The organism is Ruminococcus sp. N15.MGS-57, assembly GCF_000980385.1.
Taxonomy (GTDB): domain Bacteria; phylum Bacillota; class Clostridia; order Oscillospirales; family Ruminococcaceae; genus Hominimerdicola; species Hominimerdicola aceti.
Genome location: NZ_LARF01000007.1, coordinates 19,507 through 39,391, shown reverse-complemented (window position 1 = coordinate 39,391; position 19,885 = coordinate 19,507). Strand labels below are relative to the sequence as shown.

The following is a 19,885-nucleotide window of genomic DNA, read 5'->3' as shown; positions in this document are numbered from 1 at the left end:
GATTTTTATTTGGTATTGCGTATCAAACGGGCGAACACTGTTCGCACCTACACACTTTGTTATTTCTCGTCAAGAACTTTTTTCAGAATAGCAAGTCCCTTGTCTATCTGCTCATATGAGATATTCAGCGGCGGCAAAAATCTCAGCTTGTCCTTTGCAGTGAGAATAAGAAGGCCGTTTTCAAAGCATTTGTTGAGCACATCAGCGGCTTTCTTGGTTTTGAGCCTTACGCCTATCATAAGACCAAGTCCGTCAACGCCTTCAACTTCGTCTATCTGGACAAGCTTTTCTCTGAAATATTCGCCCTTTTTGCGAACTTCTTCAAGAAATTCAGGCTTTGTCACCTTGTCAAGAACTGCGTTTCCGCCTGCGCAGGAAATAGGATTTCCGCCGAATGTTGAGCCGTGCGTACCCTTGCCAAGTACCTCACTGCACTTCTTGTTAGCAAGGCACACGCCTATCGGAACACCGCCTGCAAGACCCTTTGCAAGTGTTGTTATGTCAGGCTTTACGTTGTAAAGCTCAGATGTGAGGAGCTTGCCAGTTCTGCCAACGCCTGTCTGTACCTCGTCTGCGATAGTGAGGATATCCCTCTTTGCACACTCAAGCATGATAGTGTTCACAAAGCTCTGCTGAAGAGGTATAACACCGCCCTCGCCCTGAACAAACTCGAACATTACAGCGCAGACCTTGTTGTCAAGCTTGTTGAGCTTGTCCATAAGATCGTCAATATCATTAGCGATAACATTCTCAAATCCGCCAACGAACGGGAAGAAGTAGTTGTGGAAAACCTCCTGACCTGTTGCAGAAAGAGTGCAAAGCGTTCTGCCGTGGAAGCTGTTTACAAGGGTGATGATGATATTTCTCTCAGCGTCCTTGCCGTATTTGTCAAAGCTGTATTTTCTTGCAAGCTTTATTGCGCACTCGTTAGCCTCTGCGCCCGAGTTGCCGAAGAACATTTTCTCATAGCCTGTTGCCTCGCAAAGTCTTTTTGCAAAGTCAGCCTGTACCTTTGTGTAATAGTAGTTTGAGGTGTGCTGTATCTTGTGTGCCTGATCGCAAATAGCGTTCACCCAATCCTCGTCGCAGTAGCCAAGGCTGTTTGTGCCGATACCGGAGCCGAAGTCGATATACTCTTTTCCGTCCTCGCCAACAGCCGTCTGACCATGACCGCTTTCCATAACAAGACCTATTCTGCCATAGGTCTGCATAACGTGTTCGTTGAACTGTTCTATGGTGTTCATTTTTATCACTCTTTTCAATATGTATTGATATTTTATATAAACTGTGTACCGATACCCTCGTTAGAGAGCAGCTCGATAAGTATCGAGTGCGGTACTCTGCCGTCAATGATAGTGGTCTTTTTAACGCCACGTCTTACGGCTTCAACACAGCAGTCTATCTTTGGTATCATTCCACCACTTATGATGCCTTTCTTTTTGAGATAAGGCACATCGCTGACGTTTACCTGTGGGATAAGTGTGGAATCATCGTCCTTGTCCTCCAGCAGACCAACTATATCCGTCATAAGGATAAGCTTTTCCGCTCTCAGACAAGAAGCGATTCTCGCCGCCGCAGTGTCAGCATTGATATTGTAAGACTGTCCGTCCTCGCCAACGCCAACTGTGGAGATTATAGGAACATAACCGTTGTTAAGTGCGTCAACTATAGGCTTTGTTGTTACCTTTTTGATGTCGCCCACAAAACCAAGGTCTACCTCGCTGTCAAGCTTCTGCGCAAGTATCATCTGACCGTCACAGCCGCAAAGACCGAGAGCCTTTCCGCCATGAAGCTGCAAAGCGCAAACAAGCTCCTTGTTTACCTTGCCGCAAAGCACCATTTTAACGATATCTATAGTTTCAGCGTCAGTGTATCTCAGACCGTTTATGAACTTGCTTTCAATGCCGACTCTTTTGAGCATTGCATTTATCTCAGGGCCACCGCCATGAACAAGAACTACCTTTATGCCTACCTCGCTTAGAAGCACGATATCGCTCATAACAGCTTCTTTAAGCTCAGCGTTTGTCATAGCGTTGCCGCCGTATTTTACAACGACTATCTTGTCGTGGTATTTCTGAATGTGTGGCAGAGCGTCAATAAGTATCTGACTTCTGATTTTATTGCTTATGTCCATTTCTCATTCTTCTTTCCTATACTGATTTTATGTCTTAGCTTCTGTAATCGCCGTTTATCTTAACATAATCATATGTAAGGTCACAGCCCCATGCAGTGGCAGTGCCGTTGCCGTCGCCGATAGAAACGCTTATTGTGATCTCGTCCTCAAGAAGAACGGTCTTAGCCACATCCTCAGAGAACTCTATGCCTGCGCCGTTGTGGCAAACGTGTATCTCTCCTGCCTTTGATGACAGTGAAACGTCCACCTTGTTTATGTCAAAATCAGCTTCAGCGTATCCAACAGCGCAGAGTATCCTGCCCCAGTTAGCGTCAGCACCGAACATTGCACACTTGAAAAGCGGCGAGCATATAACGCTCTTTGCAACGATTATAGCGGTGTCAAGGTCTTTTGCACCGGTAACAGTACATTCAAGGAGCTTAGTTGCGCCCTCGCCGTCCTTTGCGAGCATCTTAGTAATGTTCATCATAACGATATAAAGAGCTTTTTTGAACACCTCGTAGCTCTCACCCTCGGCTGTTATCTCATGGTTTCCTGCAAGTCCGTTAGCCATAACAGCACAGGTATCATTCGTTGACTGGTCGCCGTCAACAGACAGGCAGTTATATGTTATCTTGACGATATCAGTAAGAGCCTTTTTGAGCATTTCGGAAGATACAGCACAGTCTGTAGTGATAACATTGAGCGTAGTCGCCATGTTAGGGTGTATCATACCGCTGCCCTTGCCCATGCCGCCAACGTGGCAGATCTTGCCGTCAAGCTCAAACTCAACAGCAACTTCCTTTTTCACTGTATCAGTAGTCATGATAGCAATAGCGGCTTTTTCGTTTCCCTCATAGGAAAGTCCCTCATAAAGCTCGTCTATCTTAGCTTCGATAGGCTCGAGAGGAAGTATCTGACCTATGACGCCTGTCTGAGCGATAAGAATTTCCTCAGGCTTAACGCCCATTTTAGCGGCAGTCATCTCGCACATTTTGTAAGCCTTTTCCTCACCGTCAGCGTTGCAGGTGTTAGCGTTTTTGGAATTGAGGATAAAGCCCTTAGCCTTGCCGCCTGTTTTAGCAAGATTTTTCTGAGAAACAGTAACAGGAGCACCCTTGACCTTATTCTGAGTAAAAACGCCGGCGGCTGAACACATAACGTCAGACTCAACGAGGCAAAGGTCAGGCTTTTTTGTAGGGTTTTCCTTTATGCCGCAATAAAGACCGTTAGCCTTAAAGCCCTTTGCAGCACACACGCCGCCGTCTACATACTTATAGCCGTCGAAATTTTTCTTTGATATCTCTTTCATATTCAAAACTCCTTACAAAATTTTCACACTAATTAGATCAGGACAGATTTTTTTCTATTAATTATTTCTGTAGGGGCGAACAGCTTTCGCCCGCTTATTTTTTCCGCACTTTTATATTCGCACTCATTGGTCGGGAATTGCTCTCCTTTGTGGGGGAGCTTATTGTCGCCGTTGGCGAGTCATTTGAAGACGCTTCGCTGTTCAAATGACAAAAGCGGCGGAGTTTTGTTGGTTTTTAGGCTTGGTTGAGAAATTTTACTTCGGTTTGTTTTATTTTTTTTGTCCGCCGCTTTTTTTAGACCGTACTTTTGTGGTGGGGGCTCTGCCCCCTGTTGGGTTTGATTTTGCTTTTGGCTTTATTTTGCCCCCGCTGGGGCTGCTCGCCCCTGTCCCTCGGCAGGGCTAACGCCGCCCTGCACCGGCGATTTTTTGTGCGGTGCTTTTGGTTTGTTTTTTGCTTTTTTGTTATTCCAGCCCCGTTGCTTCGTTTATCCCCAACATTATATTCATATTCTGTATTGCTGCGCCGCTTGCACCTTTTCCAAGGTTATCAAATCTCGACATAAGCAATATCTGATCCTCGTTTCCGCAGACGAATATCTGCATATTATTCGTTCCAGCCAATGTATTCGCTGCGATAAATCCGTCAGGAAGCGTTTCTGTTCCGCCAAGCTCCATTACCTTAACGAAATGCTGACCAAGATAATGCTCCGCCATTATTTCATGGATATTCTCAGGTGTATATTTCTTTGTCAAACATCTTGTCACCAGCGGCACAGAAACAACCATACCATTATAATAGTCGTCAACTATCGGATTGAACATAGGCTTATATTTAAGTCCGCACACCGCCTGCATTTCAGGGATATGCTTGTGCTTCTGCCCCAGTGCATACTGACGTGGAGAATACATTTCCTTTGTTTTATTTTCGCTCTCCATAGCGGCTATCATTTTCTTTCCGCCGCCGCTGTAGCCTGAAACTGCATGGCAGGTAACAGGATAATCCTCAGGAAGCACTCCTGCCTTTACGAGAGGATAAACAAGGCTTATAAAGCCGCTTGCATAACAGCCTGGGTTTGCAACTCTTTTTGAATTGCGGATATTCTCTCTATGCTTTTCAGAAAGCTCAGGGAAGCCATAGTCCCATGCAGGGTTTGTTCTATGAGCGGTAGAAGCGTCGATTATCCTGACATCAGGGTTTGTGCAAAGTGAAGCCGCCTCTATTGCCGCTGCGTCAGGCAGGCAGAGAAAAGTGATATCCGATGAGTTTATCATCTTTGCTCTCTCGTTCACGTCCTTGCGCTTTTCCTCGTCAATGAGCATTATCTCAACGTCATTTCTGTTCTGAAAACGCTCATATATCTGAAGTCCCGTTGTTCCCTCTTTGCCATCAATAAAAACTCTTGTTTTCATTTTTCTTCATATCCTTCTAAAAAACTTTATGATTTTGTCTGCCAATAATCTGTATGCTCATGCAAAGGCAAACTTTTGTAGGGGCGAACAGTGTTCGCCCGTTTGGCTGACAGCTCTTTAGCCGTCTGCATACTTTTAATTATCGTCCAAAATGTTCTTGTATTCAGGTTCTTTTTTCAGCTTTTTACGCTTTTTATCTTCCTTTGCGGCGTTTATTGCGTCCTTATCCGCAAAGCAGTTTCCAAGACCTGCGGCAAAGCCTGCGGTCAACACAGTGAGTACGATAAAGTTCGGCACTACCGACCTTGCTTCCTCCACGAAGATATATTCTATCACCGAAACCGCTATCATCACAGGCGCAACATACCATTTCAAGCCGTAGTTCTTAGCGTGTCGGTAGCAAGCCCACCATGTACACACAGGGTACACCACCGTAAATCCCACTGCAAACAGCGGATATATCACAAAAAGCTTAGCCGTAAAAAGCCACATTATAACTGTCGCAAGCTCCCACAGCACAAGATATAGCAGTGCCGTCTTAACAGGGGAGCGGTGTTTATCAAAGCTTATTTCTGACATATTCTATCTGAGCTTTTACAGACTCAGGCGCAGGACCGCCTGCCGCTTTTCTCTGCATTACGCAGGTGTCAAGGCTGATAGCGTCATAAACGTCCTCGTCAAAGTTGTCAGTGAGCTTCTTGTACTCCTCCAATGGGAGAGTTTCAAGTGTACAGCCCTTTTCAATGCAGGTGTGAACGAGAGTGCCCGTTATCTTGTAAGCGTCCCTGAAAGGCATACCCTTTTTAACAAGATAGTCAGCACAGTCAGTAGCATTGATAAAGCCCTTGGCTGCGGCGTTTCTCATGTTCTCAGGGATAACTCTCATTGTGGCGAGCATCGGGTCGAAAGTTTTAAGACAAAGCTTAACAGTGTCAATAGCGTCAAAGATAGCCTCCTTGTCCTCCTGCATATCTTTGTTGTATGCAAGTGGCAGACCCTTCATCATAACGAGCAGTGTGTTAAGGTCGCCGTAAACTCTGCCTGTCTTGCCTCTTATAAGTTCAGTAACATCAGGGTTTTTCTTCTGTGGCATGATAGACGAGCCTGTTGCATAAGCGTCGTCAAGCTCGATAAATTTGAACTCCCATGAGCACCAAAGAATTATCTCCTCAGAAAATCTTGAAAGGTGCATCATAAGCAGTGAGATAGCTGAGCAAAGCTCGATGCAGAAATCTCTGTCCGAAACGCCGTCAAGTGAGTTCTGTGTTATCTCGTCAAATTCAAGCAGATCGCAAACTCTCTGTCTGTTTATAGGGTAAGTTGTAGATGCAAGAGCACCGCTTCCCAAAGGCATGATGTTCGTTCTCTTGTAGCTGTCCTCAAGTCTTGAAATATCTCTCAGAAGCATATTTGCATACGCCATAAGGTGGTGAGCAAATGTGATAGGCTGTGCCCTCTGAAGATGAGTATATCCCGGCATAACAGTTGTGAGATTTTTCTCTGCAATGTCAAGGATAGTGTGCTCAAGCTTTTTCACAAGCTCGATTATCTCTTTTGTTTCGGCTCTGAGTATCATTCTCACGTCAAGTGCCACCTGATCGTTTCTTGATCTTGCCGTGTGAAGTCTTTTGCCTGTGTCGCCAAGCCTTTTGGTAAGCTCAGCCTCAACAAACATATGAACGTCCTCTGCAGTAGGGTCGAACTGTAATTTTCCCTCGTCGATATCCGCAAGAATACCCTTAAGTCCCTGGACTATTTTTTCGCTTTCGTGCTTTTCGATTATACCGCACTCGCCCAGCATTGTGGCGTGCGCCATAGAACCCTCTATATCATAGCGGTACATTCTTGCGTCAAAGGAAATAGATGAATTGAAATCATTGACTCTTTCGTCAACTTCCTTTGTAAATCTTCCTGCCCACATTTTTCCTGCCATTTTAAAACCGTCCTTTATGTTTATTTCAAGTTATCAAATATAAAAAATGTATGGGCAAAATGACCCCAAAGGATCATCCTGCCCCAATACATTTCAATAAGTGCGGATCAAATTTCCTTTTCGTGCTGTTCAAGCAGCTTCTGGATATCCACGCCGTTGATCTTCAGACCGTCTATCTTGCAATCGTTTATCTCAACGTTTGTAAGGTCACAGTGAATGAACTGTGAGTTCTTAAGATCAGGATTTTTAAACTCAACATTGTTCATGATAGAGCAGCCAAATCTCGAGTTGCTGAGATTTACGCCCAAGAACTTTGTGTTTACCATATACATATCTGCAAAGTCGCTTTCTTTCATGCTGACGTTGTTGAAATGTGTCTCGTCCATGTTAACGTCATCGAAAACGGCTTCCTTAAGATTTACGTTCGAGAACTTTGCTCCGCCGAGGTTTACGTCCTCAAAAGAGGAGTTCGGCAGGCTGTCATAAGAGATCTCGACCTTCTTGTCTATTGCAGGCTCAAAAATGCTGTTGTTATCTGACATATCAAAACCTCCGTGAAAAATATTATACAAACTTTTTAAGGTTATACACCTTTATGCTCTGCTGACCAGAGCGTCGCTATTAGTCTTTCTTAGCGTTTCTCTTCTGCTCGAGCTTAGCTCTTACCTTGATAGGCAGACCGAAGAGGTTGATGAATCCTGCTGAATCAGCCTGATTGTAAACATTGTCCTCATCAAATGTAGCAACTTCTTCATCATAAAGTGTGTATGGAGATGTTACACCTGCGTTTATCATGTTGCCCTTGTAAAGCTTGAGCTTAACGTCACCTGTAACAGTCTTCTGTGTTTCTGTAACAAATGCGCTCATAGCCTCACGGAGAGGAGTGAACCACTGACCATTGTAAACAATGTCAGCAAACTTGATTGAAAGATACTGCTTAACTCTTGCAGTTTCCTTGTCAAGTGTGATAGTTTCAAGAACTTCATGAGCCTTGTAAAGGATAGCTCCGCCTGGAGTTTCATAAACGCCTCTTGACTTCATACCAACAAGTCTGTTCTCAACAAGGTCAGCAAGACCGATACCATTTGCACCGCCAAGCTCGTTAAGCTTTGTAACAAGCTCCTTGCCGTTCATCTCAACGCCGTCAACTGCTGTTGGGATACCCTTTTCAAAGTGGATAGTTACATAAGTTGGCTTGTCAGGAGCCATGATAGGTGAAACGCCCATTTCAAGGAAGCCCGGCTTCTCATACTGTGGCTCGTTTGCAGGATCTTCAAGATCCAGACCTTCGTGTGAAAGGTGCCAAAGGTTCTTGTCCTTTGAGTAGTTTGTTTCTCTGTTTATCTTCAGAGGAATGTTGTGTGCCTCAGCATACTCGATCTCCTGCTCTCTTGACTTAAGATCCCAGATTCTCCAAGGAGCGATTATCTCCATATCAGGAGCGAAAGCCTTGATAGCAAGCTCAAATCTAACCTGGTCGTTGCCCTTACCTGTGCAGCCGTGGCATATAGCGTCGGCACCCTCTTTGATAGCAATCTCAGCTATTCTCTTTGCAATGATCGGACGAGCAAATGAAGTGCCGAGGAGGTACTGGTTTTCATAAACAGCGCCAGCCTGTACTGTTGGATATACATAATCCTCGATGAACTCTTCTGTAAGGTCCTCGATATAGAGCTTAGAAGCGCCTGTCTTGATAGCCTTTTCCTCAAGACCGTCAAGCTCTGTGCCCTGACCAACGTTTCCTGAAACAGCGATTACTTCGCAGTTGTTGTAGTTTTCCTTGAGCCACGGAATGATGATAGATGTATCAAGTCCGCCGGAATAAGCAAGGACAACCTTTTTGATCTCTTTTGCCATAACAAAATTCCTCCATTGTTTGTAGTAAGTATGTTTGTATAATATTTTCACGGCTTTCATGCCGATAAAATTATTATACACCTTTATACAGCATTGTCAAGTGCTTTTGCATAAAAATTTTATATTTATACACATTTTAAGGCTTTTTAATGTATATTTTTAGATAATATACAATTTATTCTGTATAAACTTCAAAAGATATACATATCGAGTATTGTAACGGCATAAAATAAAACAGCTAAACCAAAAACACAAAAACAGCTTTACAAATACTTAATTCAATTATATCACTATTCTTCAAAAAAAGCAACACAAAAAAGCCCTGTTTAACGATTTTTGTACAATATTTCAGGGTTTTCAAGGGGTTGCAATTTCATAAGAAATGATATATAATATACTCAGACGTTTTCTATACGATATTGGTGTACAATAAGTATGATAAGTCTGACATAATACTGAAAGGCGGTAATGAAAATGAGCAGTTTCAACGGTTTCAAAGAGGTAACAGAAAAGCTTGACGCTATTGACTTCAATCCATACAAAAAGATAGGCAAGGAGTGGTTTCTTGTAACAGCAGGCGACGAGAGTGGCTGGAACACAATGACAGCTTCATGGGGCTTTGCAGGCGTTATGTGGGGAAAGAACACCTTCACCACAGTTATAAGACCACAGAGATATACAAAGGAATTTATCGACAAGGCAGAATATTTCACCATAAGCTTTTTCAAAGAGGAGTATAAAAAGGCACTTTCATTCTGTGGCTCACATAGCGGACGTGACTGCGACAAGGCAAAGGAAACAGGTCTGACCCCTGTGTTCGTGTCTGAAAACGGCGTGGAGGTAACAGCTTTTGCGGAAGCTGATATGGTGCTTGTGTGCAAAAAGGCTTATGTTCAGGAGATGAAGTCTGAGTGCTTTGTTGATACTGAAAACGATGAGAAATGGTATTCTGACAAGGATTATCACTATCAGTATATCGGCGAGATAGTAAAGGCATTTGTCAAGGAATAATCTAAGCATATCTGCAAAGGATAGGTAGTAATGGTACGTCTTAATGATGATAAAGAAATGGTAAAGAGCATAAAAGAGGGGCTTAAACGCACAGGTGGCTATTGTCCGTGCAGGATACAGCGCACAGAGGAAAACAAGTGTATGTGCAAAGAGTTCCGTGAGCAGATAGCCGACCCGAATTTTGAGGGCTTCTGCCATTGTATGCTCTATTACAAAAGCAAAGACTAGAAAAGGAGCTGTGAAAAATGTCTGTAAAGGTCATAACAAAGGATAATTTTGAAAACGAAGTAATGCACTCGGAAAAGCCTGTCCTGCTTGACTTCTGGGCAGCATGGTGCGGTCCGTGCAAAATGCTTTCACCGCTGGTGGATAAGTATTCTGAGGAGGACAGTTCTGTGAAGGTGGGGAAGGTCAACGTTGACGAGGAAAACGAGCTTGCAGCCGCTTTCGGTATCTCGAGCATACCTGCCCTTTTTGTTGTGAAACATGGCAAGGTAGTTGCTTCAACTGTCGGCTATATGCCTGAGGAGGAGCTCAAATCTTTTGTGGCTTCGGCAAAGGCGAAGTAAAAACAGTTTATCATAACCTAACAAAGCGTATGGGCGACCTGTGGTCGCCCGCTTTTTTTTGTATCGTAATTGGGCTATGAACATCTTCTGCATTTTGTCACTAGGGCAAAATAAAAGCCCTGCAAAATGCAGAGCTTTTAAATATGTTGCTTTAGGTATTATCTGTAAAAAATGCCAAGCTTCGATATCCTATCTCTCCTCACGGAAATAATTTATACCGCAGGATTGTGGCTGTGAACGCTCTCTTGATTTTTTCACTGAAGTGATGATAAGAACAAGAGCCGTTACAAGATATGGGAGCATATCAAAGAATGACTCAGGAACAGTGAAGCCGAGGTTTTTCGGGAAGTAGTATTTCAGCACCATGAATGCACCGAAAATATACGCTCCGTAAATAGCCCTTGCAGGATTCCATACAGCGAAGATAACAAGCGCCACAGCTATCCAGCCAAGACCGTTCACGCTGTTTGCCATCCAAACACCGCCGTTTATTACCATTGAGCAGAACGCTCCGCCTATTCCGCATATTCCTCCGCCGATAAGAACGTTTATGTATTTGTATTTCACAACGCTTATTCCCACAGCGTCCGCAACAGCAGGATTCTCACCGATAGTTCTAAGGTTAAGACCCACCTTAGTCTTTTTCAGATAGATAAACATTATCACAGCGATAACAATGCTCAGATATGTGAAAATGTTCTGTGAGAAAAGCACCTCTCCAAGAACAGGTATCTTGCTGAGAAGCGGTATGTCAATGTTTTTCAGACTGCTCATCACTCCGTCAGGCAGTTTGAGGTTGCCTGTAGGTGAAGCGGATATCATCTGCTCGCCTATGAAGTTTGAAAGTCCCGTGCCGAATATAGTCAGTGTAAGACCTGTTACGTTTTGGTTCGCCATCATTGTTATGGTAAGAAAAGCATAGATAAGGGAAACAAGCGCACCCATAAGAAATGCCGCAAGTATGGAAAGCCAAAGGCTTCCTGTCTTGTATGCTACCATAAAGCCTGCGCAAGCGCCCATTGCCATTGTTCCCTCAACGCCAAGGTTAAGGTGTCCCGCCTTTTCGTTCTGTATCTCTCCTACTGTGCCGAAAAGCAGAGGAGTACCCATGTATACCGCATGGGCAAGGAATGAAATAAGTCTAGTCATTTTTCCTGCCTCCTCTTGTTACAAATCTGTATCTGATGAAGAACTCACAGCCAAGCACGAAGAACAGGATTATTCCCTGCAAAACGTCCGAGCAGTAAGGTGAAAGAACAAATTCAGACGATACCACAGTGCTGCCCTTTTCCAAAACTGCGAATAAGAATGACACCACAAGTATGCCGAATGGATTGAGGTTTGCAAGCCATGCAACTATGATAGCCGTGAAGCCTACTCCGCCTGCAACAGATGTTGAAAGTGTGTGTTCCGTTCCGCAAGCCTGTACCATTCCTGCGATACCGCAGATAGCACCGCTGAGGAACATCGTTCTTATCATTATCTTGCTAGGGCTCATGCCTGCATATCTTGCAGTTGCGTGGCTGTCTGATACTACAGTTATCTCGTAGCCCTGCTTTGTGTATTTAAGATAGATAAATACCAATACCACAAGCACCAGACCTATCAACCAGCCTATCTGCACACCGCCTAGCGAGTCAAGCCATGCGTTAAGGTCAAATCTTGCTATCTTAGGATATCCCTTTGACTCAGGATCCTGCCATGCGCCCTTTGTGAGCCAATCTATAACGTAAAGTGCAATATAGTTGAGCATAAGGGTGAGCAAAGTTTCGTTTGTGTCGAATTTTGCCTTGAAAAATGCAGGGATAATGCCGTACAATCCTCCGCCTATCATCGCCGCAACGAACATCACAATGAAAAGCAGATAGTGAGGCATATTGTAATGATAAAGAGCGAAGTATGAAGCGAAAACTCCGCCCATTATTATCTGACCCTCTGCACCGATATTCCAAAACTTCATCTTAAACGCAAGAGTAATGCCAAGAGAAGATATAAGAAGCGGTATCATTATCTTTATTGTCTCTTTGAACGGCATAAAAGGGCTTGCGGCGTTCTTGCCGATAAAAGCACCCTTTACCATTTTTGCATAGTATGAAAACGGATCTTTACCAAGAATAAGAATGAATATTCCGCCTGCACAAATAGCCAGAAGCACCGACAGAAGCCTTATGATAAGCTTTTGCTTGTTTGAGCGTTCAGCACGCTTGGCTATTCTTATAAGAGGCTCTTTTTTTATAATATCAGCCAATGCCCAGCACCTCCTCCATTGTCGAGCCTGTCATCATCATGCCTACCTGTTCCTTTGTGACCTTTTTGGCGTCACAAATACCTGTTATCTTGCCGTGACAAAGCACCATTATCCTGTCGCAAAGCTCCAGAAGAACGTCAAGATCCTCGCCTATGAAAAGCACAGCCGTATTCTTTTTCTTCTGCTCGTTAAGAAGCGAGTATATAAGATATGATGAGTTGATGTCAAGTCCACGAACAGGATATGCGGTTATGAGCAGATCAGGCTCACTGTGTATCTCTCGTCCAAGCAGGACCTTCTGAACGTTTCCGCCCGAAAGCATTCTTACAGGAAGCTCAGTTGACGGAGTTTTTATTTCAAGCTTTTCTATAAGCTCCTTTGAAAGCGCCTTAGCAGGCTTTCTGTCCACAAAGCAAAGCTTGCCCTGCTTGTATGTTTTAAGAAGCATATTGTCCGTCATACCCACCGAAGCGATAAGACCCATTCCAAGTCTGTCCTCAGGGATAAAGCTCATGCTTATGCCGAGATTTATTATCTCCTTAGGTGTCTTGCCTATGATGTTCTCCTTGTTGTAAAGCACTGCGCCCTTTTCTATCTTCTGAAGCCCTGCGATAGTCTCGCAAAGCTCTTTCTGACCGCTTCCTGCAATGCCTGCCACACCAAGTATCTCGCCCCTGTTTATAACAAAGCTTACGTCATCGAGGGCAATGCTTCCCTCAGAGTTCTTTACCGTCAGATCGACTACGTTAAGTATCGGCTTTACGTTCACAGGTTCAGGTCTTTCTATTGAAAGCTCCACCGCCTTGCCCACCATAAGCTCAGTGAGCTGCTTTTCACTGCTCTCTGCTGTGTTTACAGTTTCAACGCTCTTGCCCTTTCGCAGTATGGTCACTCTGTCAGATATATCCATTACCTCGCCCAGCTTGTGGGTGATGATAATGATAGCACAGCCCTGAGCTTTCATTTTTCTCAGGATATTGAAAAGCTTTTCAGTTTCCTGCGGAGTAAGAACCGCCGTAGGCTCGTCAAGAATAAGTATTTTAGCACCTCTGTAAAGCACCTTCAGTATCTCAACTGTCTGCTTTTCACTGACGGACATATTGTATACCTTTTTGTCAGGGTCAACTTCAAGACCAAGCTGTTCAGATATCTTTTTTATCTCATCTCTCACAGCGCCCTTGCTCTTAAGCTTGCCCTTTGTGCCTGCCACAATGTTGTCTGCGGCGGAGAACACCTCCACAAGCTTGAAGTGCTGATGTATCATGCCTATGCCAAGTTCGATAGAATCCATAGGTGAATTTATCGCCTCAGGCTTGCCGGCAATGTAGATATTGCCCTTGTCAGGGTGATAGATACCCGAAAGCATATTCATCAACGTGGTCTTTCCTGATCCGTTTTCGCCCAGCAGTGCAAGTATCTCACCGTATTTTACTTCAAGATCAATGCCGTCGTTTGCAACCACGCTGCCGAAAACTTTTGTTATACCGCTGCATTTTACAGCGATCTCAGCAGATATTTCTTCACTCATACTTTCAGCTCCTTTTTATGAACTTCCTTAGATTTGCTAATGTCATCAGAAACCGACAGCAGAATTACCTGCTGCCGTATGCTCATATCATTAACAAAACAGGCGGCAACCTGCACCGCCCGTATAAATGTTTTGTTAAGCTGTTAAGCCTTATTACTTGACCTCAACGTTCTTGAAGTACCAGTTGATTCCGCCTGTGATAGTAGCGTCGTCAAGAGTTTTGCCCTCTTCGCCAACTGTTTTGCCGTCGTTTGTTTCGATAACGCCGTCAAATACGTTGAATGAGCCGTCCTCAAGCTTAGCCTTAGCCTCGTCAACAGCCTTCTGCATATCCTCTGTGCAGAGATCCTTGTTCAGAGGAGCGATGTCTACAAGACCGTCAGCCATGCCGCCGTAGTAGTTCTCGCACTTCCAGTTGCCATCAACTATCTGCTTTACCTGATATGTGTAGTATGCAGACCAGTTCCAAAGAGTTGAAGTAAGTGTAGCCTTAGGAGCGTCCTTAGACATATCTGTGTTGTAGCCTACGCCCCACTTGCCTGCGCTTTCAGCCTCCAGCTGTGGGTTAGGTGTGTCGCAGTGCTGAGCGATAACGTCGCAGCCCTCAGAAAGAAGAGCCTTTGCAGCGTTTGTTTCCTCTGTTGGTGAATACCAGCTGTTTGTTACCTTTACATATACCTTAGCGTCAGGATTTACAGAATAAACGCCCATTGCGAAAGCGTCGATACCGCCTGTGCACTCAGAGTTCTCGCTGCCCATAGCGGAAACGTAACCGATAAGATTTGACTCTGTCTTCATACCTGCAACGATACCGGTGAGGTATCTTGCCTGATAAATTCTTCCGAAGTAGTTGTTAAGGTTCTTGCCGTTGTTCTTGTAGCCTGTGCCGTGGCAGAAATAAACGTCAGGATATTCCTCAGCGAGGGATTCCATTTTGTCCATATAGCCCCAGCTTGTGCCGAAGATGATGTTGCAGCCTTCCTCGATGCACTCACGGATAGCTGTTTCTGTAGCAGCAGGGTCGCTGTCTGATACGTTGTTTTTTCTAACGATCTGATCGTCTTTAAGTCCAAGCTCCTTCTGCATACCAACGATACCCTGATCGTGAGCATATGTGTAACCTGAACCGTCGGCAGGGTTGCCGATGTGTATAACACCGATCTTTACAGTGTCATAGCTGAGAGTTGTCGTCTGATTGTCAGCCGACTTCTGTGATGCTTCGTCCTTAGCAGATGTACATGCTGTAAGAGCTGTTACAGCAAGAGCCGCAGAAAGAACGAGCGCAAGAATACGTCTTACCTTCATGTTTGATCTTCCTCCATAAAATATTTATTGGTAACGCCTTGTGCGTTAGTCCCTGAAAGTGATAGTGCCGTTGTCCATAGAGTCAACGATAGCAAGAGATTCGAGCTTTACGCCCATGTCACGGATAGTCTTTCCGCCAACCTGGAAGCCCTTTTCGATAACGATACCTGCTCCCGCAAGCTCAGCCCCAGACTGCTTTACAATATCTATAAGCCCCATAAGAGCACAGCCGTTAGCAAGAAAATCGTCTATAATAAGCACCTTGTCACCCTTGCCGAGATATTTTTCAGATACCATTACGTCATATGTAACGCCCTTTGTGTAGGACTTTACTTGAGTAACGAACATTTCGCCGTCAAGATTTTTGCTGAGAGTTTTCTTTGCAAAAATAACAGGGCAGTTGTTAAAATGCTGTGCCGCAATGCAGGCAATGCCGATACCGGATGACTCGATAGTGAGTATCTTGTTTACGCCTGTTCCTGCAAATCTCTTTGCAAACTCCTCACCAATATCGTTGAAAAGCTTGACGTCCATTTGGTGGTTAAGGAATTTATCGACTTTGAGAACGTTTCCTTCCTTTACTACTCCGTCCTTAAGAATACGCTGTTTTAAAATTTCCATGATCTTTTCCTCACGATACAAAAAAATAGTTAAATATATTATTTTACATCAAAAAACAACTATATAAGAAAATTATACTACACTTTCGACGATTATTCAATTGCTATGACACGTTAAAAGTTTAACATTCTATTAATTTTCGCGTTCTTTTCTATATTGTGCAATGAAAAAAATCCGCCTGAGATCTCAGACGGATAAAAGTTTTATTTTTCTTTTACTTTTCTTGAAGCTATCTTAGCCGTGTTCGGCATACAGAGCATAGCAGCGGAGCTTTCATAAATTGTGACATATATAGGAGAGTTCGTTAAATTGCAGAAAATAAGGTTTTTCGTGTCACAGTCATAAAACTCCATAAGCTCGCTGTCAATATAATATCTCCCCAGCGTATCCCATAAATCCAGCTTTTCCTCGCTTTCCGCAAGCCCCACAGAATCAATGACCAGCCCAACGGTCACATCTGCAAAAACAGGCACTACCATATCTTCCTTTTTGTAGAACATCTTGTTTCCATGTGGGTCAGTGCCGTAATAGCATATAACAAGAGTATCTTCAGGTAACTCATTTGCAACGTCAGCCTGTTCATTATCACAAAGCCTCCGGCAGATCGTGAAAAATTTATCAAGCTGTGCCATGAGCTTTTCTCTCTGCACTTTAGCTGTTTCAGCAAGCTCACTGCTTCCTGTTTTTTGTGCGGCATTTTCAGCTATATCGCAGTCAAAATAATCGCTTGGCGTTTTAAGCTCATAAACGTTGTTTGTTGTTTTGGCAAAAAGCTTTCCGTCCTCAGTGTATACCGAGGTCACAGGAGAACTGCGTATGAATTTTCCGTCAGGAAACTTTTGACTGCCATATACAAGACCTTGAACGCAATAAAACACCGTGTCGTCTGTGATAGGGTCAGGGAAACAGCTTTGAGCCGTGTTTGGATATGAAAAAAGTGAATTTTTCAAATTTCTTATTGCCACACGCCACTTGTCAAGATACATTTTTTCTCCCTCGCTTTCAGCATTCATACCTATATAATATCAGATAGTGTATATTTTGTCAATAAAGCTGACTGCTTAACAAGAGAAAAAGTCCCACGCTTATCGCAGAGGACTTTTCAAATCATTTCGTCCGGCTAAAATATTTTTCGTTTGCACTGCCTGAAATATTGATCTTTATAAGATTGGTCGTTCTCAGGCGTACCAGCTCATCTATATACGGCTTCATAACAAAGTCTGAAACTCTGTTCTTTAATTTTGTCATGCCTTTAAGCACGCCATGAGCCTGGGTTATAGCAATAACGGGAAGTCTTCTTTCATCAATGTCAAGAGGAAATTCATCATCCTTGGAAATAAGCTGTATGTCAAAATAAATAAGGTCGATATCCTCGTTAAGAAGAAGCTTTTTTCCTGCCTGAATGGTTTCTGCAGTGAAAACAGTATTTTCCTGAGAAAGTATCTCTTCGAGCTGACAGCGTGCGTCGCTGTTGTTGCTGACGATAAGGATCTTGTGCTTTCGGTCTATTTCATCTTGGATATAATTCTTATATTCGTTTATGCGTTTATCCATCAGCACCATGTCGGTCACGTCCGTGAAATACGCTATAAGCACAGAGCTTACACCCATTTCGCTGACAAATCGTAAATGCGTCTTGAACCAGTGCTTCCTGCCGTTTATCTCGTGCATACTGAGAACACATTCTGCTCTGTCCTTGCTCTCTATTGCCTTGTTTACAGAGCTTGTGAATTTCTCTTTGCATTCGCTGTCAATGCAGTTCATAACATTGAGTTTGCCGTACACACTGCTGTCATAGCCGTATTTTTGTAAAAACGCCTTGTTTGAACATACCATTACCACTGTGCCGTCCGGAAAACATTCATATATCGTAGCAGGCTGGTCGATGCTGTCGATATATGCCAGCAATCCTCCGCTCTTGCCCCACAGCAGGTCGTTTACTGACGTCCCGTTCTCAGGCACAGGCTGTTCCTCCTGATCTGATATAAGCTTTTCATACTCTGCCGCAGGCAAAGGCTTTGAATAATAGAAACCCTGAATGTAGTCACAGCCTACGCTTTTCAGAAATTCTACCTGCTCCGCTCTGTCAACGCCTTCCGCTATAACAGGGATATTGAGCCATTTGGCCATTCTGATAACAGAAGAAATTATAGTTTCTGCACGGCCGTCATACTTTGCCTTGAACATGAACATCATGTCCATTTTTAGCATATCCACCTGAACATCTTTGAGTACGTTCAGGGAAGAATAGCCACTGCCAAAATCGTCCATGAGGACAGTAAAGCCATTATTTCTGAGCTGGCTAGTGATATCATCTATCATTATATTGTCGTCAGTATAAACGCTTTCCGTTATCTCGATGTTGAAATACTTAGGCTCAATGTCATACTTTTTCGTAAGTTCGATTATTATTTTTGAAAGATTAGGGTTATAAAGATTGACCCGTGAAACGTTTACAGAAACAGGGAAGAGCGGAACTCCCTTGTCTTTCCATTCCTTGAGCTGTTTGCATACGCATTCCCATATGTAGAAATCAAGCTTTGAGATAAAGCCGTTTTTCTCAAATATAGGGATAAACACCCCCGGTGAGATAAATCCCTTGGTAGGGTGTATCCACCTTGCAAGAGCCTCCGCACCCACAGGCTTGTTTGTCTTTACATCGTATTTAGGCTGATAGTAAGGTACGAACTCATTATTTTCAAGAGCGTCGCTCATTTCATTTATTATATTCTGCTCATTTTCGATAGAAAGCCGCATTTTGTCATCATAAAAAGCATAGCTTTTCATATAATGCCCTTTTACAGTTTTAGCGGCAAGAGCGGCACGATCGCACATGAAGGATATTGGCAGGCTTCTGTCAGTCACCACATAAACACCGTAAACGATCATGATGTTATAGCTTGCGGACAGTTTTTTCATGTTTTCAACAGCCTGCTCTATCTGCTTTACTGTTTCTTCCTTGCCCTGATAAGGGGTGAAGATACCGAAAACGTCAGCATCTATCCTACCGAAGGTACAGCATTCCGTTGTTTTTGCAAAATCTCTTATACGTTTTGCAACATGCTTTAGCAGTCTGTCTCCATACGCAGTGCCAAAAAATGAATTTATAAGCTTGAAACGGTCGATATCTAGTCTTAGAAAAGCGAACTGCTTGTCAGGATTAGCCTTAAGAAGTGCCTTTGACGCACTGAAAAATTTATTCTTTGAATATATCTCCGTAAGAGGGTCGTAGTTCATAACGTTATTAAGCTCTTTGAGCAGCGATACCTGACTTCTTGCGATAACGTTTTTGAGCCTTAGCTTTATAATCTCAGCGTCATAAGGCTTTGGAACAAAGTCCCACGCACCGCTTTCAAGCACCTTCTTTTCAGTGTCTCTGTCTGATTTTTCTGTTAGTATAATAACAGGTATCTGAGATAAGGTTTTATCCTGCTTTATTTTATTCATGAACTCATATCCGTCCATTTCGGGCATTATGATATCCAGTATTATAGCGTCAACTTTTTTATCCTGTTTTTTTAGCATTGTAAGAGCCTGTATGCCATTTCCTGCTTGGATCACAGTATAGTCAGAATGTAGTATGTCGCAAAGTATAGATCGGTTCGTTGTGCTGTCGTCAACGACAAGCACGGTTTTCTGTATGTCCATTTGCAACTCCCTTCTGTCATATTGCAGTTTAATATAACGTTTTCATATCATAAGTATACAACATGTCGTTAGGATTTTCAACATTTTTTATCAGTGCTTGCAGGCTTTTTGGATTATTCGTTATAAATAGCTATTTTTGATTATCCAAAATACAAATAATTTGGTACTGTTTGCACAAGCCGTACTATTTATTATGACAAAGCTTTTCCGTTTTTGATATCATCACAAGGAGAAGTATGAAGAAAAATGCAAGATAAACGGGCATAAGCTTAAGGCTCGCATGGTTTGCGATAAGCCCGAAAACAGTGGGCATGAAGGTCGCCCCAC

Annotated in this window: 20 protein-coding genes; 4 read left to right on the top strand and 16 right to left on the bottom strand. The window is 43.4% G+C overall.

The window, feature by feature from the left end; all coding sequences use genetic code 11:
* Positions 1-59 precede the first annotated feature (59 nt).
* Genes WS40_RS02435 through argJ form a run of 3 tightly spaced genes read right to left on the bottom strand, consistent with a single transcriptional unit; the run spans position 60 to position 3,425 of the window.
* The gene (locus WS40_RS02435; RefSeq protein ID WP_046439880.1) at positions 60-1,244 is read right to left on the bottom strand and encodes an aspartate aminotransferase family protein; all 1,185 of its coding nucleotides are present in this window, start codon (positions 1,242-1,244) and stop codon (positions 60-62) included.
* Positions 1,245-1,276: 32 nt separating this feature from the next.
* The gene (gene argB, locus WS40_RS02430) at positions 1,277-2,134 is read right to left on the bottom strand and encodes an acetylglutamate kinase (RefSeq protein WP_022288154.1); all 858 of its coding nucleotides are present in this window, start codon (positions 2,132-2,134) and stop codon (positions 1,277-1,279) included.
* A gap of 34 nt (positions 2,135-2,168) precedes the next feature.
* A complete protein-coding gene (gene argJ / locus WS40_RS02425; RefSeq protein ID WP_046439878.1) occupies positions 2,169-3,425 on the bottom strand; it encodes a bifunctional glutamate N-acetyltransferase/amino-acid acetyltransferase ArgJ in 1,257 nt (418 codons plus the stop codon).
* 205 nt (positions 3,426-3,630) lie between these two features.
* Between argJ and WS40_RS11295 the strand changes: the two genes are divergently transcribed.
* Positions 3,631-3,831 carry a hypothetical protein gene (locus WS40_RS11295; protein WP_148303595.1) on the top strand — a complete coding sequence of 67 codons (201 nt, stop codon included), beginning with the start codon at positions 3,631-3,633 and terminating at the stop codon, positions 3,829-3,831.
* 59 nt (positions 3,832-3,890) lie between these two features.
* Here WS40_RS11295 and argC read toward each other — a convergent pair whose 3' ends face one another.
* The 5 genes from argC to WS40_RS02400 all read right to left on the bottom strand — a co-directional run bounded on the left by argC (position 3,891) and on the right by WS40_RS02400 (position 8,628).
* The gene (gene argC, locus WS40_RS02420) at positions 3,891-4,838 is read right to left on the bottom strand and encodes an N-acetyl-gamma-glutamyl-phosphate reductase (RefSeq protein ID WP_046439876.1); all 948 of its coding nucleotides are present in this window, start codon (positions 4,836-4,838) and stop codon (positions 3,891-3,893) included.
* Positions 4,839-4,973: 135 nt separating this feature from the next.
* The gene (locus WS40_RS02415; RefSeq protein WP_046439874.1) at positions 4,974-5,417 is read right to left on the bottom strand and encodes a hypothetical protein; all 444 of its coding nucleotides are present in this window, start codon (positions 5,415-5,417) and stop codon (positions 4,974-4,976) included.
* Positions 5,398-6,771 (bottom strand): argininosuccinate lyase, encoded by a 1,374-nt coding sequence (gene argH, locus WS40_RS02410; RefSeq protein ID WP_046439871.1) that lies wholly within the window; start codon positions 6,769-6,771, stop codon positions 5,398-5,400. The genes WS40_RS02415 and argH overlap by 20 nt, the downstream gene beginning before the upstream one ends.
* A gap of 107 nt (positions 6,772-6,878) precedes the next feature.
* Positions 6,879-7,313, bottom strand: coding sequence for a pentapeptide repeat-containing protein (locus WS40_RS02405; RefSeq protein WP_022288149.1), 435 nt, complete (start codon positions 7,311-7,313; stop codon positions 6,879-6,881).
* A gap of 79 nt (positions 7,314-7,392) precedes the next feature.
* Entirely contained in the window at positions 7,393-8,628 is a 1,236-nt protein-coding gene (locus tag WS40_RS02400; protein WP_022288148.1) for an argininosuccinate synthase, read from the bottom strand.
* Positions 8,629-9,102: 474 nt separating this feature from the next.
* Here WS40_RS02400 and WS40_RS02395 point away from each other — a divergent pair, with 474 nt between their 5' ends.
* Genes WS40_RS02395 through trxA form a run of 3 tightly spaced genes read left to right on the top strand, consistent with a single transcriptional unit; the run spans position 9,103 to position 10,208 of the window.
* On the top strand, positions 9,103-9,639 hold the full coding sequence (locus WS40_RS02395; protein WP_046439869.1) for a flavin reductase: 537 nt from the start codon (positions 9,103-9,105) through the stop codon (positions 9,637-9,639).
* Between the two features lie 30 nt (positions 9,640-9,669).
* On the top strand, positions 9,670-9,867 hold the full coding sequence (locus WS40_RS02390) for a ferredoxin-thioredoxin reductase catalytic domain-containing protein (protein ID WP_022288146.1): 198 nt from the start codon (positions 9,670-9,672) through the stop codon (positions 9,865-9,867).
* A gap of 17 nt (positions 9,868-9,884) precedes the next feature.
* On the top strand, positions 9,885-10,208 hold the full coding sequence (gene trxA / locus WS40_RS02385; RefSeq protein WP_046439868.1) for a thioredoxin: 324 nt from the start codon (positions 9,885-9,887) through the stop codon (positions 10,206-10,208).
* Positions 10,209-10,397: 189 nt separating this feature from the next.
* On the opposite strand, the gene WS40_RS02380 is transcribed toward trxA, so the two are convergent.
* The 8 genes from WS40_RS02380 to WS40_RS11290 all read right to left on the bottom strand — a co-directional run bounded on the left by WS40_RS02380 (position 10,398) and on the right by WS40_RS11290 (position 19,871).
* Positions 10,398-11,357 (bottom strand): ABC transporter permease, encoded by a 960-nt coding sequence (locus WS40_RS02380; RefSeq protein ID WP_022288142.1) that lies wholly within the window; start codon positions 11,355-11,357, stop codon positions 10,398-10,400.
* Entirely contained in the window at positions 11,350-12,456 is a 1,107-nt protein-coding gene (locus WS40_RS02375) for an ABC transporter permease (protein ID WP_325208369.1), read from the bottom strand. The genes WS40_RS02380 and WS40_RS02375 overlap by 8 nt, the downstream gene beginning before the upstream one ends.
* Positions 12,449-13,984 carry an ABC transporter ATP-binding protein gene (locus WS40_RS02370; protein ID WP_022288140.1) on the bottom strand — a complete coding sequence of 512 codons (1,536 nt, stop codon included), beginning with the start codon at positions 13,982-13,984 and terminating at the stop codon, positions 12,449-12,451. The genes WS40_RS02375 and WS40_RS02370 overlap by 8 nt, the downstream gene beginning before the upstream one ends.
* A 153-nt stretch (positions 13,985-14,137) precedes the next feature.
* Positions 14,138-15,289, bottom strand: a complete 1,152-nt coding sequence (locus tag WS40_RS02365) for a BMP family ABC transporter substrate-binding protein (RefSeq protein ID WP_046439866.1) — start codon at positions 15,287-15,289, stop codon at positions 14,138-14,140.
* Positions 15,290-15,334: 45 nt separating this feature from the next.
* On the bottom strand, positions 15,335-15,910 hold the full coding sequence (locus tag WS40_RS02360; protein ID WP_022288138.1) for a xanthine phosphoribosyltransferase: 576 nt from the start codon (positions 15,908-15,910) through the stop codon (positions 15,335-15,337).
* Positions 15,911-16,113: 203 nt separating this feature from the next.
* A complete protein-coding gene (locus WS40_RS02355; protein ID WP_325208368.1) occupies positions 16,114-16,923 on the bottom strand; it encodes a hypothetical protein in 810 nt (269 codons plus the stop codon).
* A gap of 94 nt (positions 16,924-17,017) precedes the next feature.
* Positions 17,018-19,558 carry an EAL domain-containing protein gene (locus WS40_RS02350; RefSeq protein WP_325208367.1) on the bottom strand — a complete coding sequence of 847 codons (2,541 nt, stop codon included), beginning with the start codon at positions 19,556-19,558 and terminating at the stop codon, positions 17,018-17,020.
* A 184-nt stretch (positions 19,559-19,742) separates the two neighbouring features.
* A complete protein-coding gene (locus tag WS40_RS11290) occupies positions 19,743-19,871 on the bottom strand; it encodes a hypothetical protein (protein ID WP_256321617.1) in 129 nt (42 codons plus the stop codon).
* Positions 19,872-19,885: the final 14 nt, after the last annotated feature.

Coding starts and splice junctions, on each gene's coding strand:
- WS40_RS02435 (WP_046439880.1), bottom strand. CDS start 1,244: ATGAACACCATAGAACAGTTCAACGAACACGTTATGCAGACCTATGGC.
- argB (WP_022288154.1), bottom strand. CDS start 2,134: ATGGACATAAGCAATAAAATCAGAAGTCAGATACTTATTGACGCTCTG.
- argJ (WP_046439878.1), bottom strand. CDS start 3,425: ATGAAAGAGATATCAAAGAAAAATTTCGACGGCTATAAGTATGTAGAC.
- WS40_RS11295 (WP_148303595.1), top strand. CDS start 3,631: ATGACAAAAGCGGCGGAGTTTTGTTGGTTTTTAGGCTTGGTTGAGAAA.
- argC (WP_046439876.1), bottom strand. CDS start 4,838: ATGAAAACAAGAGTTTTTATTGATGGCAAAGAGGGAACAACGGGACTT.
- WS40_RS02415 (WP_046439874.1), bottom strand. CDS start 5,417: ATGTCAGAAATAAGCTTTGATAAACACCGCTCCCCTGTTAAGACGGCA.
- argH (WP_046439871.1), bottom strand. CDS start 6,771: ATGGCAGGAAAAATGTGGGCAGGAAGATTTACAAAGGAAGTTGACGAA.
- WS40_RS02405 (WP_022288149.1), bottom strand. CDS start 7,313: ATGTCAGATAACAACAGCATTTTTGAGCCTGCAATAGACAAGAAGGTC.
- WS40_RS02400 (WP_022288148.1), bottom strand. CDS start 8,628: ATGGCAAAAGAGATCAAAAAGGTTGTCCTTGCTTATTCCGGCGGACTT.
- WS40_RS02395 (WP_046439869.1), top strand. CDS start 9,103: ATGAGCAGTTTCAACGGTTTCAAAGAGGTAACAGAAAAGCTTGACGCT.
- WS40_RS02390 (WP_022288146.1), top strand. CDS start 9,670: ATGGTACGTCTTAATGATGATAAAGAAATGGTAAAGAGCATAAAAGAG.
- trxA (WP_046439868.1), top strand. CDS start 9,885: ATGTCTGTAAAGGTCATAACAAAGGATAATTTTGAAAACGAAGTAATG.
- WS40_RS02380 (WP_022288142.1), bottom strand. CDS start 11,357: ATGACTAGACTTATTTCATTCCTTGCCCATGCGGTATACATGGGTACT.
- WS40_RS02370 (WP_022288140.1), bottom strand. CDS start 13,984: ATGAGTGAAGAAATATCTGCTGAGATCGCTGTAAAATGCAGCGGTATA.
- WS40_RS02365 (WP_046439866.1), bottom strand. CDS start 15,289: ATGAAGGTAAGACGTATTCTTGCGCTCGTTCTTTCTGCGGCTCTTGCT.
- WS40_RS02360 (WP_022288138.1), bottom strand. CDS start 15,910: ATGGAAATTTTAAAACAGCGTATTCTTAAGGACGGAGTAGTAAAGGAA.
- WS40_RS02355 (WP_325208368.1), bottom strand. CDS start 16,923: ATGAATGCTGAAAGCGAGGGAGAAAAAATGTATCTTGACAAGTGGCGT.
- WS40_RS02350 (WP_325208367.1), bottom strand. CDS start 19,558: ATGGACATACAGAAAACCGTGCTTGTCGTTGACGACAGCACAACGAAC.
- WS40_RS11290 (WP_256321617.1), bottom strand. CDS start 19,871: ATGCCCACTGTTTTCGGGCTTATCGCAAACCATGCGAGCCTTAAGCTT.